The sequence below is a fragment of the Sphingomonas sp. Leaf10 genome (genome assembly GCF_001421245.1).
In the GTDB taxonomy this organism is placed as follows: Bacteria; Pseudomonadota; Alphaproteobacteria; order Sphingomonadales; family Sphingomonadaceae; genus Sphingomonas.
The window spans coordinates 24937-39533 of the sequence record NZ_LMKE01000001.1 but is presented as its reverse complement, the minus strand read 5'-3'; the positions used below and the strand labels follow the sequence as shown (position 1 = coordinate 39533).

Below are 14597 nucleotides of genomic sequence, written 5' to 3'. Positions count from 1 at the left end.
CAGACCGGCATCAAGATGCCGCGGACCAAGGCGACGATGCTGGAGGGCCGGTTGCAACGGCGGTTGCGCGACACCGGCATGGCGACGCTCGACCAATATTGCGACCACCTGTTCGACGGACGCGCGGAGCCGGGGGAACTGGTCCACCTCGTCAATGCGGTGACCACCAACAAGACCGATTTCTTCCGCGAACCCGGTCATTTCGACTATCTGGCCCAGACCGCACTGCCGACGATCGCCGCGACCGGGCAGCACCGCATCCGCGCGTGGAGCGCCGCCTGCTCGACCGGGGCCGAACCCTATACCATGGCGATGGTCCTCGACCAGTTCGCCAACGGGGGCGGTCCCGATTACGGCATCCTCGCGACCGATATCGACACCGCCGTGCTGGAGACCGCCCGCCGCGGCATCTATCCGGCCGAACTGGTCGAACCGGTGCCCTCGGCCCTGCGCCAGCGTTATGTCGCGACGCCGGTCGACCGCACGTCGCGCGACGTGCGCATCGTGCCGTCGCTGCGCTCGGCGATCGGCTTCGCGCGCCTGAACCTGATGGACGCCAGCTATCCGGTCGGCGATCCGATGGACATCATCTTCTGTCGCAACGTGCTGATCTATTTCGACAAGGAAACGCAGGAAAAGGTGGTGCGCCGGCTATGCGCCTGCCTGCGCCCCGGCGGCTATCTGTTCCTTGGCCATTCGGAATCGATCGCCGGCATGGACCTGCCGGTATCGACCGTTTCCTACACCGTTTTCATGAAGGACTGAGCATGGGAAAGATCCGCGTCCTTGTGATCGATGACAGCGCCAGCGTTCGCCAGGCGATGACCGCGATACTGAACGAAGACCCCGAGATCGAGGTGATCGCCGCTGCCGCCGATCCCTTCGCCGCCGCGCGCTACATCCAGGAAGAGATTCCCGATGTCATTACACTCGACGTAGAAATGCCCCGCATGGACGGCGTCACCTTCCTGCGCAAGCTGATGAGCCAGAAGCCGATCCCGGTGGTGATGTGTTCGTCGCTGGTCGAGGAAGGGTCGGAAACGTTGTTGCAGGCGCTGGAGGCGGGTGCGGTCGACGTGATCCTGAAACCGCGTCTGGGCGTCGCCGACCACCTCAACGATTCCAAGATGCGGATCCGCGACACGGTAAAGGGTGCCGCCCGCGCCCGGCTGCGCGCGCGCACCACGTCGAGCAGGATCAGTTCGCCCGCCGAAAAGCTGACCGCCGACGCCGTCCTGCCGCCGCCCACCGGGCGGGCGATGAGCCGCACGACCGAGATGGTGGTGTGCATCGGCGCATCGACCGGCGGGACCGAAGCGCTGCGCGAGGTGCTGGAGGCGTTGCCCGCCAACTCGCCCGGCATCGTCATCGTCCAGCATATGCCCGAGAGCTTCACCCGCGCCTTTGCCAAGCGACTGAACGGCCTGTGCCAGGTCGATGTGAAGGAAGCCGAGGACGGCGACACGGTGATGCGCGGCCATGTGCTGATCGCCCCCGGCGGCCTGCGCCACACCCTCCTGGAGCGACAGGGGGCGCGCTATGTCGTCGCGGTGCGCGAAGGGCCGCTGGTCTCGCGCCATCGCCCGTCGGTCGACGTGCTGTTCCGTTCGGCCGCGCGCAATGCCGGGTCGAACGCCGTCGGCATCATCATGACCGGCATGGGTGACGACGGTGCGCGCGGTCTGCTGGAAATGAAGCAGGCCGGCGCCCGCACCTTCGCACAGGACGAAGCGACCTCGGTCGTGTTCGGCATGCCCAAGGAAGCGATCGCCCGCGGTGCCGCCGACAAGGTCGTGCCGTTGCAGAATATCGCCCGCGACCTGCTGCTGGCGACGGCACGATGATCGCCGCCGCCGCCACCCCATCCTTTCTCGCCTAGGACCACCCTCATGCAGCACCTCCGGATCGATTCGGTACAGGGCCAGGCGATCGACGCCACGAATCTGAAGCGTACGCTGGCGCTGATGGCGGCCAGCATGGACGCGCGCTTCGTGCGCGCCGGTACCACTCTCTCCACCGCGATCGACACGATCGACCGCATCATCACCTCGATCGAGGGGGTGACCGGCGCGCTCGACGAGAGCGTGGCGGGCATCGCCGTCACCAGCCTGAAGGAAGTTGCCGCACAGCTCGACGCGCTGCCGGTGGTACAGGCCGAACGCGAGGCCGACATGGCCCGGATCGGCACCGCCTCGCGCGTGCTGCGCGACCATGTCATGGACATGCGACAGGCACTGCGCGTCCTCCATATCTACGGCATGAATATCAAGATCGCCGCGTCGGGCGAGGCTGCCTTTGTGGGCTTCGTCAACGACATGGGGCAGCGGCTGGCGGCCGGCGAGGAACATCTGGAGGGATTCCTCGCCAAGCTGAAGGAATTGTCGACCAGCGTCGGCAGCGTGCAACAGGCCGGGCGACTGCTGGCGGCCGAGGCGCGGAAGATCCTGCCCGCCGTGCCGCAGCGGCTGACCCGCGATGCCAACGCGCTGCACGGCCATCTGGGCGACGTCGCGGCGATGGCGCACCAGGTGGCGGAAATCGCCCGTACCGTGCAAGGCCGCGTCGCGACGATGCTCGGCGCGCTGCAGGTCGGTGACAGCACCCGCCAGCGGGTCGAGCATGTCGTCTCCGCGCTGCAACTGCTCGAAGGGGTCGCCCTGTCCGAGCCGGCGCAGAGCGAAGTGACCGGCGTCATCCACCATCTGCTCGCCGCGCAGCTGGAGGCGAGTTCGGCCGATTTCGACCGCGACGCCGCCCGGCTGGTCGCTTCGTTGAAGGCGTTGCAGCCCGATACCGACGCGCTGCGGACGCTGGTCGAGGACGATGCCGGCCGCAACGGCCGCCCGTTCCTCGCCCAGATCGACGAGGCGGTGGGTGAGATCGCGGTCATCACCGGACAGTTGCAGGAAGCCGATCAGCGCTCGGCGGCGATGCTGGGCCTGATCACCGAAACCGTCGACGAGCTGACCGGCCGTCTTGAACATCTGCAACGCGTCCAGTTCAACGTACAGGACATCGCCACCAACACCCGTCTGCTGTGTCGCCGCCATGGCGATCTGGGCAAGGCGGTGTCGGTCGTCGCGGGTGAGGTCGATATCTACGCCCATTCACTCGGGAACGCGATGCGCGGCATCGGCGCGCCGATCCGCGAACTGGCCGAAGTCAACGCTTCCCTCGCCGCCAAGCGTGGCAACACCGCCGGCGACATGGGTGGGAAACTCGCCCAGGCATTGAGCGTCATCTGCGAAGGATGCCAGCGCACCGACATGGCGGTCCGCGAAGGCGGCGACGATGCCCGCCAGCTGATCGAACTGCTGACGATCACCGGCGACGAAATCGGCGCCGAGCTGGAACTGGGCGCGACGATGCGACAGTCGGCGATCGTACTGGCGGTCAGCACCCTGCCGCACGACCTGTCGGAGGACGCGCTGAGCGCGCTCGGCACCCTGCTGCCGCAGATCGCCGCGCTCTATACGATGGCGCAGGAGCGCGACATCCATGCCGCCAACGTGCCGCCCTGTTTCGTGGTGGCGAGCACCGTCGTCGAGGAAGACGAAGACGACGACGGGCTGTTCTGATCGCGCGGCTCGCTCGGTACCGGGCGGGCCGCTATCCCCGACGCATCGAAGCCGCTAGACGGATCGCGTGTCCATCCCCCTGCCCCCGACCCGATCGCAGCGCCTGAAGGCCGCGACCACCGACCTCCACGACCGGCTCGACGCGCGGATCATGGCGCTCGATCCGTTCGCCGCGCCCGATCGCTATGTCCGCTTCCTGCAAGTGCAGCAGGCGTTCCATGCCGCCATCGCCCCGCTCTATGCCGACCCGGCGTTGCAGGCGCTGGTCCCCGATCTGGCCGAACGCGACCGGTCTGGCGCGATCGCCGCCGACCTGACCGCCGTCGCGCTGCCGCCGCCTGCGATCCCCGATCCCGCACCGGTCGCGACCGATGACATTCCCGCCGCGCTCGGCTGGCTCTATGTCGCGGAGGGGTCATCGCTCGGCGCGGCATTCCTCATCAAGGCGGCGCAGCGCATCGGTTTCGACGCCGATCACGGCGCGCAGCACCTCGCCGGTCATCCCGATGGCCGCGCCGCGCACTGGCGGCGCTTCACCGCCGCGATCGACGACGCAGCGATGACCGATGCCGACGAAGCACGGATGATCGACGCCGCCCGCACCGCCTTCGCCCGCTTCCGTTCGCTAGCCGAGGCGGCCTTCGCCTGACGCCACGGCCAGCGTCTCGCGCACGCGGGCCAGCGCCATCTCGACCGGCTCGCCTTCGCCCATCAGTGCGAAGCTGCCGGTCAGGTCGAACATGCAGTGGCCGTGGACCGTCGCCACCAGCGACCGGGCGAGATGCGGCACGTCGGGCGCTTTCTCGGGCGGCAACACCGCTGCAATCTCGTCGACCACGATCCGCGTCAATTCGCCGCGCTGCCGGTGATCCTCTTCGGGCAACGTGAAGTCGCCCGGCAGATGATGGTCGTAGATCGCCAGCCACAGATTGCGGTTGGTTCTGGCAAAGGCGAAATAGCTCTCGACCAGGCAGCGGATACGGTCGCCGCTGCACGTCGCCAGCACCGCCTCCAACTCCCTTGCCCACACGCCGAAGGTCCGCGTGTTCAGCGCGACGACGAACCGGTCATAGCTGCCGAAGACATTGTAGAGCGTGCCGATCGAATAGCCGATCCGCTTAGCGACCTCGCGCGCCGAGAACCGCGCGAACCCGGCCTCGGCCAGATGGCGATGCCCCTCGACCAGCAGCATGTGTTCGATTTCCGCGCGGCTGTGATCCGACCTGCGTCCCATGGCGCGGGTGATAGCATCGAACGCGGCCGATGCGACCGCGAAAACGGGGTCGACTTATGGCCGCCCCGACAGCACCAGCACGAACCGCGCGCCCTGCCCCGGCGCGCTGTCGACCAGGATGTCGCCGCCCATCGCCCGCGCCAGCCGCCGCGCGATATAGAGGCCCAGGCCGCTGCCCCCCGCCTCGGTCGGATCGACCCGGCCGAATTTGGTGAAGATGCGTTCCTGATCGCCCGCGGCGATGCCCTTGCCCTGATCGGCGACGATCACGCAGGCATTCTCGCCGTCGCGCTCCAGCCGGATCCAAACCGTGCCCGCGGACGGCGAATAGCGCACCGCATTGCCGATCAGGTTCACCATGATCTGCAAAACCCGGCGGAACTCACCCCGCGCCGGCAGCGAATCGTCGAACGACGGGCGGTCGATGCGGACATTGCCCTGTACCGCTCGCACCCCCAGCAATCCGGCCGCGCGCCGCGCGACATCGGCCAGGTCGATATCCTCGAGAGCGACCTCGAAATCGGCGCGTTCGATCGCCGAGAGATCTTCCAGATCGTCGACCAGCCCCATCAGGTGCCGGCCCGCGCTGGCGATATCGGCGGCATAGGCGACATAATCGTCGCGCAGCGGCCCGTCGGCCTGTGCCGACATGCTGTCGGCATTGGCGATGATCCGCCCCAGCGGATGCCGCAGCGCCCGCCCGATCCGCCGGCTGAACCCGTCGGGCAGGTCGGTATTCGGTTCGGCCGTCCCGCCGGTTTCGGCAGCATAGGGTGGCGACGGCAGCGGCGTGATCGCGTGCACCGCGCCGTCGAACCCGGCAAAGCGCCCATTCGCATCGAGCCGTGGCACCGCCGACAGCCGGACACGGTGTGCCGTGGCGCGGATCATCGCCTCCTGCCCCTCGAACCGGTTCTGCGATGCCAGCGCGCCGAGGATCGGAAAGCCACCGTCGCCATCGTCGCTCAGCGAAAACAGGCGCGTGATCGGCTGACCCAGCACCATCTGCGGATCGAAGCCGAAACTCTGTCCGGCATGGTCGGATACATGCGTCAGATGCAGTGCCGCATCGGTCGTCCACACCCAGTCGGCATCGGCGCGCAGGAAATCGCTCGCCCGGCGCGGCGCGTGCTCCGCCTCCCACGGCGCGCCGGCCCGCCAACCATTCACCTCCAGCCGGATGCCCAGTTCATCGGGTTCGGCACGCACGGTCAGCGTGATATCGTCCTCGCCATCCGCCGCCACGATCGCACGGGTCAGCGGGATGCCGAGCCGCCGGACCAGCCGGACCAGCGCGGCGATCTGCGGCACCGCCACCGGTCGGCCCGGCCCGCCCCCCGCACGGCGGTTCAGTTCGGCCAGACGCGGTTCGGCGTCGAGCAACAGCCCGTCCGCCGACAGCCGCCCGATCGCGGGCGCCGCGCCGAGGCGCATGTCGATCACTCGGCGGTCCCCAACGCCAGCATTGCCGCATGATATTCGCTATCCAACGCCATCGGCGCCAATGCGACCCGCGCCGCTTCGGGCGCGACCCCCATGATGCTGTCGAGCTGGTCGGCGAAGCGTTCGATGTCGCGAACCGGCTCGGCCTCCGCCAGCGCGAAGCCGATGCGCGCGATCGTCGCCCGATCGACCGCCAGCGCACGCAGCACGACCCACAACCGCGCGCCATCGCCATCGATCACCACGTCGCGGACCCGATCGAACGCCAGCCCGCTCGCCCGCGCGACCAGCGCGACGAACAGCACCAGCCGCCCGTCGCCGATCGCCTCGGTCAGCAGCGCTGGGACTTCGTCGCCCTGCGCATCAATCGCCTGTGCCAGCCGCATCGCCGCGATTTCCATCGGCACCAATTCGCCCTGCGCATCGATCGCACGCCGGACCGATTCGGCCAAGGCGGCGTCGAGCGCGGCGATCGATTCGCCGACCTCCGCCGCATCGCGCAGCGCCGCCGCGACCCACCATGCGATCCGGGCATGGAGCGGCCGGACCAGATCGACCGCCACCGGCCCGCCATCGATCACCGACCCGCGCCGCGCCTGTGCCGCCAGCATCGCCACGGCGGCGGCGGCAACCAGCCGGTCGCTCGCCTGCGCCAGCCGCGCGACCATCGTCGGCCGGTCGCCTGCCTCGATCACCATCGTCGGCAGCGCGCGGCCGATCGTGTCCAGCCGGACGCGCGCGTATAATTCATTGAACAGCGCGGAATCGCGGAACAGCCCGGCCCGCTGCACCCGGTCGAACGTCGATCCGACCGCGCGCAGCCCCTGCGCGACCGCCGCCTGCCCGCGCGACGCCAGCAGGCGTGCGGCATGATCGCGAATCTCGGTTTCGACGCTGGCGACGGTCGCGCGCATCGTCGCGTCCAGCCGGGCGGCGGTGCGATCGTCAATCCGCGCATCGACGGGCAGATGGAAATGATCGGCGGATGCACGCAGCCGTCGGTGCCCCGCGCGCTCGGCTGCGGCGACATGGTCGAGCAGATAAGCGGCGGACGCATCGGCATCGCGGGACTCGAGCAGATCGTCGGACATGGTACTCGCATTAACCAATAGCGGTTAAGGCGATCCTAAGCCCGACGCCGCAAATGTTCGATTGCATGGGCGAGGGTTACCCCCGCATGAATTGCGACCAATGCCAGCCCCGGCGTCACGGTTCCAGCCAGTGCGAACGGTGCGAGGAGGACCAAAGCGGTCGCCGGGGTCGCCGCCCAGGGGGGCCGGGGCGCTGGGATCCGCCGCGTCAAAATCGTCACCGCGACCCCGGTCGCCGCCAGCACCGCCGCCGTTCCGGCCGACACGATCAGCGACTGGACCAGCCCGATCCCAAGGATTCCCGCCACTCCCAGCACTTCGAGGCCACGTTCCTGCAGCGCGGCATGGCCGTCCTCGCCGCGCAGCCAGCCGAGCAACGAGCCTGCCGACAGCAGCACCATCGCCGCGAACAGCAGCACGGTCGCGCCGCCGGCGTCCCAAAATGGGATCGCGGCCAGTCCGAAAAGTCCGAGCACGCTGCCGGCGATTCCGACCGCGATATCGGGCACCTTGCGCCGCACCAGCAACGGCAGCACCAATCGCGTGACCGGCGTGAACACGAACCGGTCGATCCAGCCGGTGCGCTGTTCGGCCAGCGACGCCAGCACGTCCTTGCTCCGCACCTCCAGCGTGCCGGCATCGCGCTCGACCCCGTGGCCCGATCGTGCCGCCTTGGCCGGCAACAGGACATGCTTGGCCCGCGCCTGCGTCGCGACGCGCAGCAGCGTCGACTGGAAATCATATTCACGCGGCAGGCGCGCGGCATCCTCCAGCCGGTCGACCGACAGCGTCGCGACCCCGGCCCAGCAATGTCCCGAATCGACCCGCTCGACCGACGTCGCATCGCCAGTCGGCGTGACCAGCAGCGTGTCGGCCGGCTCCAACGCCATGTTGGCGACCACCGCATCGGTCGTGACCAGTCCGTCGGCCAGCGCGACGATGACGGCAAGCGGGTGCGCCTTGGCCTTCGCTTCCTCGGCCGATCGCACGATATCGACGGTCGCCCCGCGCCGTCCGATGCGGTTGACCGCCGCCGCCAGCGCGGGCGTCACGCGTCCCACTGCGACCAGCAACTGCGCCGATCCTGCCGCGATCAACAACCGCGCCTGATATTCGATCAGCGTCATGCCACCAAAGGGCAGGGTCGCCGCCAGCACGCCCGGCTGGTGTTCGGCTTCTTCGGTCGCGAAAATCAGGCCGGTCAGCATCGCGCCCGGTTAAGCGGTCACGACCCGCAACGCCAGCCCCGCCCGCGTCGCCCGGTATAATGTGCCGCCGGTCAGCGGCGCCGATACGCCGGTCGTCCCGGGAAAGGTGATCGGCAATCCTTTCAGCGACCGGACCGCCAGATAGGCGAAGCCCTCCGCCTCCAGCGCGTCGCCGTTCCAGCCATAGGCGTCGCTCGGCTCCACCATCACGCCGGTCCGCTCGGCGATCATGCGCAGCATCACCGGATTATGCCGCCCGCCACCACCGATGATCAGCCGCACGGGCCGCGCCGGCAACCGGTCGATCGCCTCCGCGACACAGGCGGCGGTGAACGCGGTCAGCGTCGCCGCCCCGTCCGCCGCCGACAGCCCGCGCGCCGGCTGGATCGTGAAATCATGCCGGTCGAGCGACTTGGGGTGCGGCAGTTCGAAGAACGGATGGTCGAGCATCGCGGTCAGCACCACCTGATCGACCTGCCCCGATGCCGCCAGCGCACCGCCCGCGTCATAGCGCGCGCCGCTTTCCGCCTCGACCCAACTGTCGACCAGCCCGTTGGCCGGACCGGTGTCGAACGCGATCAATTCGTCGCCTTCGCCGACATAGGTGATATTGCCGACCCCGCCGAGGTTCAGCACCGCGACCGGCCGTTCCATTCCCGCCGCCCGCGCGGCATGATAGACCGGCAGCAACGGCGCGCCCTGCCCGCCCGCGCGGACATCGTCGATGCGCAGACCGGCAACGACATCGATACCCGTAACCGCCGCCAGCGCGGCGCCGTCGCCCAGCTGCCATGTCCACCCCTTGTCCGGGCGATGCGCGACCGTCTGCCCATGAAAGCCGATAACATCGACCGTCCGCGCCTCGATCCCCGCCTGTTCCAGCAGCGCGGCAACGGCGGCGGCATGGGTACGGGTCAGCAACGTCTCGGCCCGCTCGATCAGCGGATGCTCGCCCGGATCGTTGAACAGCAGCGCCAGTTCGGTCGCGGCAGACAGCGCCGCACGATCTTCGTCGCTGTAGGGCGATCCGACGAACGCCACCGGCCGCACCTCGCCTTCGCCATCGGTCTCGATCAACGCGGCATCGATACCGTCCAGCGAGGTTCCAGACATCAGGCCGATCGCAAGCATGGACTTCTCCGCTAAGGCGTTCATCCCGCCCCATACACGCTTCATAACAGCGCGACGGCAAGCACCAAGTCGAGATGCGTGGACTTTGGTGCGGTGGCGACGCTTGGGTCCAAACCCAACCAGAACACGGATCGTGATTGGTTCGGGAAGGTCGTCGACAAGAAGCGCAGCGCAGTCGCGTAGCAGAGGCTACGCGCAAGCAAGCGACGCAGTGGACGGCCTTCCCGAACCGACCGCGCAACGGCGGGCGGATTATGGTGCCAAGGCAGGAGTGAGGAAGGAGAGCGATGCCCAAGCATCGTGATCGAACAGCGACGCCGCCTGGCACCAAAATCCGCTCTGTCCCGACCTTGTTCTGGTTGGGTTTGGACCCTACACGGCCGCATGACGAACTATAGCTCCGACCTGCTGCGCACTCTTAGCGAACGCGGATACATCCATCAGCTGACCGACGCCGCCGGGCTCGATGCGCTGGCGAACAAGCAGGTCGTCCCGGGCTATATCGGCTTCGATCCGACCGCACCGTCGCTGCACGTCGGCAGCCTCGTGCAAATCATGCTGCTGCGCCGGATGCAGCAGACCGGGCACAAGCCGATCGTGCTGATGGGCGGCGGCACCGGCAAGATCGGCGACCCGAGCTTCAAGGACGAAGCGCGCAAGCTGCTGGCCGAAGACGGGATTTCGGCGAACGTCGCGTCGATCAAGCGCATCTTCGAACGCTTCCTGACCTTCGGCGATGGCGCGTCCGATGCGGTGATGGTCGACAATGCCGACTGGCTCGACGCGCTGGAATATATCCCGTTCCTGCGCGAGGTCGGACAGCATTTCTCGGTCAACCGGATGCTGTCGTTCGATTCGGTGAAGCTGCGGCTCGACCGCGAACAGTCGCTGTCGTTCCTCGAATTCAACTACATGATCCTGCAAGCCTATGACTTCCGCGAATTGTCGCAGCGTCATGGCTGTCGCCTGCAAATGGGCGGCAGCGATCAATGGGGCAATATCGTCAACGGCATCGAACTCGCCCGCCGCATGGACGGGACTGAGGTGTACGGCGTAACCACCCCGCTCATCACCACCGCCGATGGCGGCAAGATGGGCAAGACCATGTCGGGTGCGGTCTGGCTGCACGAGGACCAGTTGCCGCATTTCGATTACTGGCAATTCTGGCGCAACACCGACGACCGCGACGTCGGCCGCTTCCTGCGCCTGTTCACCGACCTGCCGCTGGACGAGATCGCCCGGCTGGAAGCGTTGCCGGGCGCCGAGATCAACGAAGCGAAGAAGATTCTCGCCAACGAAGCGACCGCCATGTGCCGCGGCGCGGATGCGGCGACCGGAGCCGCCGAAACCGCGCGCCGCACCTTCGAAGAGGGTTCGGCAGGTGACACGCTCCCGACCTTCGGCGTCAGCGGTGCGATCAACGTCGTCGATGCGCTGGTCGCGCTGAACCTCGCCGCATCGAAAGGCGAAGCCCGCCGGCTGATCAAGGGCGGCGGCGCACGCGTCGATGGCGAGAAGGTCACGGATGAGGCGCAGGTGATCGCAGTCGACGCACCGGTCCGCGTTTCGGCAGGAAAGAAGAACCACGGCCTGCTGACGCCAACGGAGTAACGACCGTCCCACCGTAAAACCCGTTCGGTTCGAGCAGCTTCGAGCGAAGTTGAGAAGCGTCCGTCGAGAACGCCGTAGTTTGAGGCACCCCCTTCTCGACTACGGTTCTCGACAGGCTCGAACCTGCGCTCGAAGCAAACGGGTAGGGTGGCGTTGGATGGCGGGCAGACTCACCCCCGCCGAACCAGCATTGCCCCCACCAGCACCAACCCGACTCCCGCCAGCCGCAACCCGCTGATCGGCGCCTTCGGCAACCCGATCAGCCCGAAGCGATCGATCACCAGCGCCGCGACCAGTTGCGTCGCGATCATGATCGTCAGCATCGACGCCAGCCCCAGCCGCGGCGCGGCAAACGCCGCCGCCGCAACGAAGAACGCGCCATAGGCCCCACCCAGAAACATCCACGGCCGCGCCTCGCGCAGGTTCGCCAGCGGCGTCCGGTCGGCCACCAACCACACGCCCGTCAGGATCACCGTCCCCACCGCGAACGACACCAACGCCGCCAGCAGCACGGACCCGATGCTCCGTCCCAAGGCGGCATTGGTCGGTGGCTGCACGGCAAGACCGATACCGCCCAGCAGGGCGACGATGAGTGGGGCAAGGACGTTCATGAGAGGGGGCGCTATCGCCCGCCAGAGCGGACGGCAAGCAACCTTCGTCATTCCGGCGAAAGCCGGAATCCACGGATGGGGTGACGCCGCGGCTCCATCGCGAACACCCGACACAATGGATTCCGGCCTGCGCCGGAATGACGGGGGAGCGGATGCATACCGCCCGCCCAGATTCGTCATTCCCGCGCAGGCGGGAATCCATAAACGCCAGCCGCTCGGCTCCATCCGCAACGTCAGCGCATATGGACTCCCGCCTGCGCGGGAGTGACGAATGTGCGGGTAGCCATCACCCCGACCGCAACCGCCCAACCCCTGCATCCCGCTCGAACAAATACAACGCCACCCGCGCCGCCCGCCCTCGCGCACCCGTAAGCCCGCCATCGCGATCCACCAGCAATCGCGCATCGGCATTGGCAACCGGCAGCAACTCGCCCAGCATCTCCGGCGTCGCCAGCCGGAACATCGCTTCCCCCGACTGCCGCGTCCCCAGCAACTCGCCGCCCCCGCGCAGCCGCAGATCCTCCTCGGCGATCCGGAACCCGTCATTGCTCTCGCGCATCAGCGCGAGGCGCGCCCTTGACGTCTCCGACAGGCTATTGCCCCGCAGCAACAGGCACACCGACTTGCCGCCCCCGCGCCCCACCCGCCCGCGCAACTGGTGCAACTGCGCCAACCCGAAGCGATCCGCCGCCTCGATGACGATCAGCGTCGCATTGGGCACGTCGACGCCGACCTCGATCACCGTCGTCGCCACCAGCACGCCCGCGCGCGCCGCCGAAAACTCGGCCATCACCGCGTCCTTCTCCAGCGGCTTCATCCGCCCATGGACCAGCGCGACCTTGTCCCCGAACCGTTGCCGTAGCGCCTCCGCCCGCGCCTTTGCCGCGGCAAGGTCGGACTTCTCGCTCTCCTCGACCAGCGGGCACACCCAATAGGCCTGCTTCCCCGCGGACAGATGCCGCGCGAGGCCGTCGACCACCGCGTCAAGCTTGTCCTCCGACATCACCACCGTCTCGATCGGCTCGCGCCCCGGCGGCATTTCGTCCAGCCGGCTGACGTCCATCTCGCCATATTGGGCCAGCGTCAGCGTGCGCGGGATCGGCGTCGCGGTCATCACCAACAGGTGCGGCGGTCGCACCGCCTTCGCCTGTAACATCATCCGCTGCGCCACGCCGAAGCGATGCTGTTCGTCGACCACGACCAGCCCCAGATCGCGATACGCCACCGCCTCCTGAAAGATCGCGTGCGTGCCGACGAGGATATCGATCGACCCATCGGCCAATCCCATCAGCACGCCCTCGCGCACCCGCCCCTTGTCGCGCCCGGTCAGCGCGGCGACCGTCACGCCGGTCCCCGCCAGCTGCCGCTGCAACGTCGCATAATGCTGGCGTGCAAGGATTTCGGTCGGCGCCAGCAACGCCCCCTGCGCTCCCCCCTCCACCGCGATCAGCAACGCCATCAGCGCGACCAGCGTCTTCCCCGACCCGACGTCGCCTTGCAGCAGCCGTAGCATCGGCTGGGTCTGCGCCATGTCGCCCTCGATCTCGCCGATCGTTCGCGACTGCGCACCGGTCGGCGTGTATGGCAGGTCCAGCTTGTCCCGCAGCCGCCCGTCGCCGGTCAGCGACCGCCCTTTCCGCGCTCGCGCCTCGCCCCGCACCAGCAGCAGCGCCAACTGATTGGCGAACACCTCGTCATAAGCCAGCCGCTCGCGTGCCGTGGCATCGGCCGGATCGGCATGGATGCGCGCTAACGCTTCCTTCCACGCCGGCCACTGGTGCTTGGCGAGCAGACTAGGTTCGATCCATTCGGGCATCTCGGGTGCCCGCTCGATCGCCTGCGCCGCCAACTGCCCGACCCGGCGCGACGTCAGCCCCTCCGACAGCGGATAGATCGCCTCGCGCTCGGGCACCGACTCCGCTTCGTCGAGGGGCAGCACATGGTCGGGATGGACCATCTGCAATTCCTGCCCGTACGTTTCCAGCTTGCCCGACACCAACTGCGTCTCGCCCAGCGGGAACAGCTTCTTCACCCACCCCGACGACCCACCGAAGTACGTCAAATTGACGATATTGCCGTGCTTGTCCGCCGCATGGACCCGCGTGGGGCCGCGCCCGGCGCTCACCCGGTAATCGGTCGCGGTCAGCGGGATCGCGATCACCCGCCCCGCATCCTGCGCCATCAGTTCGTCGCGCCGCAGCCGGTCGACCCACCCGGTCGGCAGGTGGAACGCGACATCGACCACCCGCCCCAGTTTCAACCGCTCGAGCGGTTTGGCCAGCGCCGGACCCACGCCTTTCAGCGTGATGACTTCGGCAAACAGCGGGTTGAGCAGATCGGGACGCATGACTATCTGGTCCTATATCCGAACCGGCGGCCGCTGCCAGCGTCCGTCGGTCTATCGCCATTGGAGTCCCATGGACCGCGAGACCCGCCTCAAGCGCCTGAAATTCCGCAGCTGGCATCGCGGCACCCGCGAAGCCGACCTGATGATCGGCGGCTATTTCGACGCGCATGGCGCGACGTGGAGCGACGCCGACATGGACTGGTTCGAGGTGTTTCTCGAGGAACAGGACGTCGACATCATGGCATGGGCGATGGGCGTCGAGCCGCCGCCCACGCAGTTCGACCACCCGGTGCTGCACGGTATGCGGAAAATGGATTTCGTGCCGGTTTCGCGGTGAACTGAA

Annotated in this window: 13 protein-coding genes; 6 read left to right on the top strand and 7 right to left on the bottom strand. The window is 67.9% G+C overall.

Features of this window, described 5'->3' with window-relative positions; translation table 11 throughout:
- From ASE59_RS00180 to ASE59_RS00165, 4 genes are all read left to right on the top strand, one after another.
- Window positions 1-765, top strand: a 765-nt coding sequence (locus ASE59_RS00180; RefSeq protein WP_082457980.1) for a CheR family methyltransferase, incomplete at its 5' end; no start/stop codon positions are given.
- 2 nt (window positions 766-767) lie between these two features.
- Window positions 768-1844 carry a protein-glutamate methylesterase/protein-glutamine glutaminase gene (locus ASE59_RS00175; protein WP_056450611.1) on the top strand — a complete coding sequence of 359 codons (1077 nt, stop codon included), beginning with the start codon at window positions 768-770 and terminating at the stop codon, window positions 1842-1844.
- A gap of 45 nt (window positions 1845-1889) precedes the next feature.
- The gene (locus ASE59_RS00170) at window positions 1890-3578 is read left to right on the top strand and encodes a hypothetical protein (RefSeq protein WP_056450608.1); all 1689 of its coding nucleotides are present in this window, start codon (window positions 1890-1892) and stop codon (window positions 3576-3578) included.
- A 67-nt stretch (window positions 3579-3645) separates the two neighbouring features.
- Window positions 3646-4227 carry a biliverdin-producing heme oxygenase gene (locus ASE59_RS00165; protein ID WP_056450605.1) on the top strand — a complete coding sequence of 194 codons (582 nt, stop codon included), beginning with the start codon at window positions 3646-3648 and terminating at the stop codon, window positions 4225-4227.
- Here ASE59_RS00165 and ASE59_RS00160 read toward each other — a convergent pair.
- From ASE59_RS00160 to ASE59_RS00140, 5 genes are read right to left on the bottom strand one after another with little or no spacing between them, the layout of a single operon-like run.
- Window positions 4204-4812 carry a TetR/AcrR family transcriptional regulator gene (locus tag ASE59_RS00160; RefSeq protein WP_056450602.1) on the bottom strand — a complete coding sequence of 203 codons (609 nt, stop codon included), beginning with the start codon at window positions 4810-4812 and terminating at the stop codon, window positions 4204-4206. The genes ASE59_RS00165 and ASE59_RS00160 overlap by 24 nt on opposite strands.
- A gap of 54 nt (window positions 4813-4866) precedes the next feature.
- The gene (locus ASE59_RS00155; protein WP_056452550.1) at window positions 4867-6246 is read right to left on the bottom strand and encodes a PAS domain-containing sensor histidine kinase; all 1380 of its coding nucleotides are present in this window, start codon (window positions 6244-6246) and stop codon (window positions 4867-4869) included.
- A 5-nt stretch (window positions 6247-6251) separates the two neighbouring features.
- The gene (locus ASE59_RS00150) at window positions 6252-7346 is read right to left on the bottom strand and encodes a DUF2336 domain-containing protein (protein ID WP_056450600.1); all 1095 of its coding nucleotides are present in this window, start codon (window positions 7344-7346) and stop codon (window positions 6252-6254) included.
- A gap of 35 nt (window positions 7347-7381) precedes the next feature.
- A complete protein-coding gene (locus ASE59_RS00145; RefSeq protein ID WP_056450597.1) occupies window positions 7382-8554 on the bottom strand; it encodes a hypothetical protein in 1173 nt (390 codons plus the stop codon).
- 9 nt (window positions 8555-8563) lie between these two features.
- Complete coding sequence (locus ASE59_RS00140) at window positions 8564-9685, bottom strand: anhydro-N-acetylmuramic acid kinase (protein ID WP_056450594.1); 1122 nt, start codon at window positions 9683-9685, stop codon at window positions 8564-8566.
- A gap of 384 nt (window positions 9686-10069) precedes the next feature.
- Here ASE59_RS00140 and tyrS point away from each other — a divergent pair, with 384 nt between their 5' ends.
- Entirely contained in the window at window positions 10070-11296 is a 1227-nt protein-coding gene (tyrS, locus tag ASE59_RS00135) for a tyrosine--tRNA ligase (protein ID WP_056450590.1), read from the top strand.
- Window positions 11297-11466: 170 nt separating this feature from the next.
- Here tyrS and ASE59_RS00130 read toward each other — a convergent pair whose 3' ends face one another.
- Together ASE59_RS00130 and recG are read right to left on the bottom strand one after the other, a co-directional pair.
- Window positions 11467-11907 (bottom strand): DMT family transporter, encoded by a 441-nt coding sequence (locus ASE59_RS00130; RefSeq protein ID WP_056450588.1) that lies wholly within the window; start codon window positions 11905-11907, stop codon window positions 11467-11469.
- Between the two features lie 286 nt (window positions 11908-12193).
- A complete protein-coding gene (recG, locus tag ASE59_RS00125; RefSeq protein ID WP_056450585.1) occupies window positions 12194-14254 on the bottom strand; it encodes an ATP-dependent DNA helicase RecG in 2061 nt (686 codons plus the stop codon).
- Between recG and ASE59_RS00120 the strand changes: the two genes are divergently transcribed.
- Window positions 14253-14591: a succinate dehydrogenase assembly factor 2 gene (locus ASE59_RS00120; RefSeq protein ID WP_321163205.1), complete on the top strand. Its 339-nt coding sequence runs from the start codon at window positions 14253-14255 to the stop codon at window positions 14589-14591. The two genes, recG and ASE59_RS00120, sit on opposite strands and share 2 nt — an antisense overlap.
- Window positions 14592-14597 lie beyond the last annotated feature (6 nt).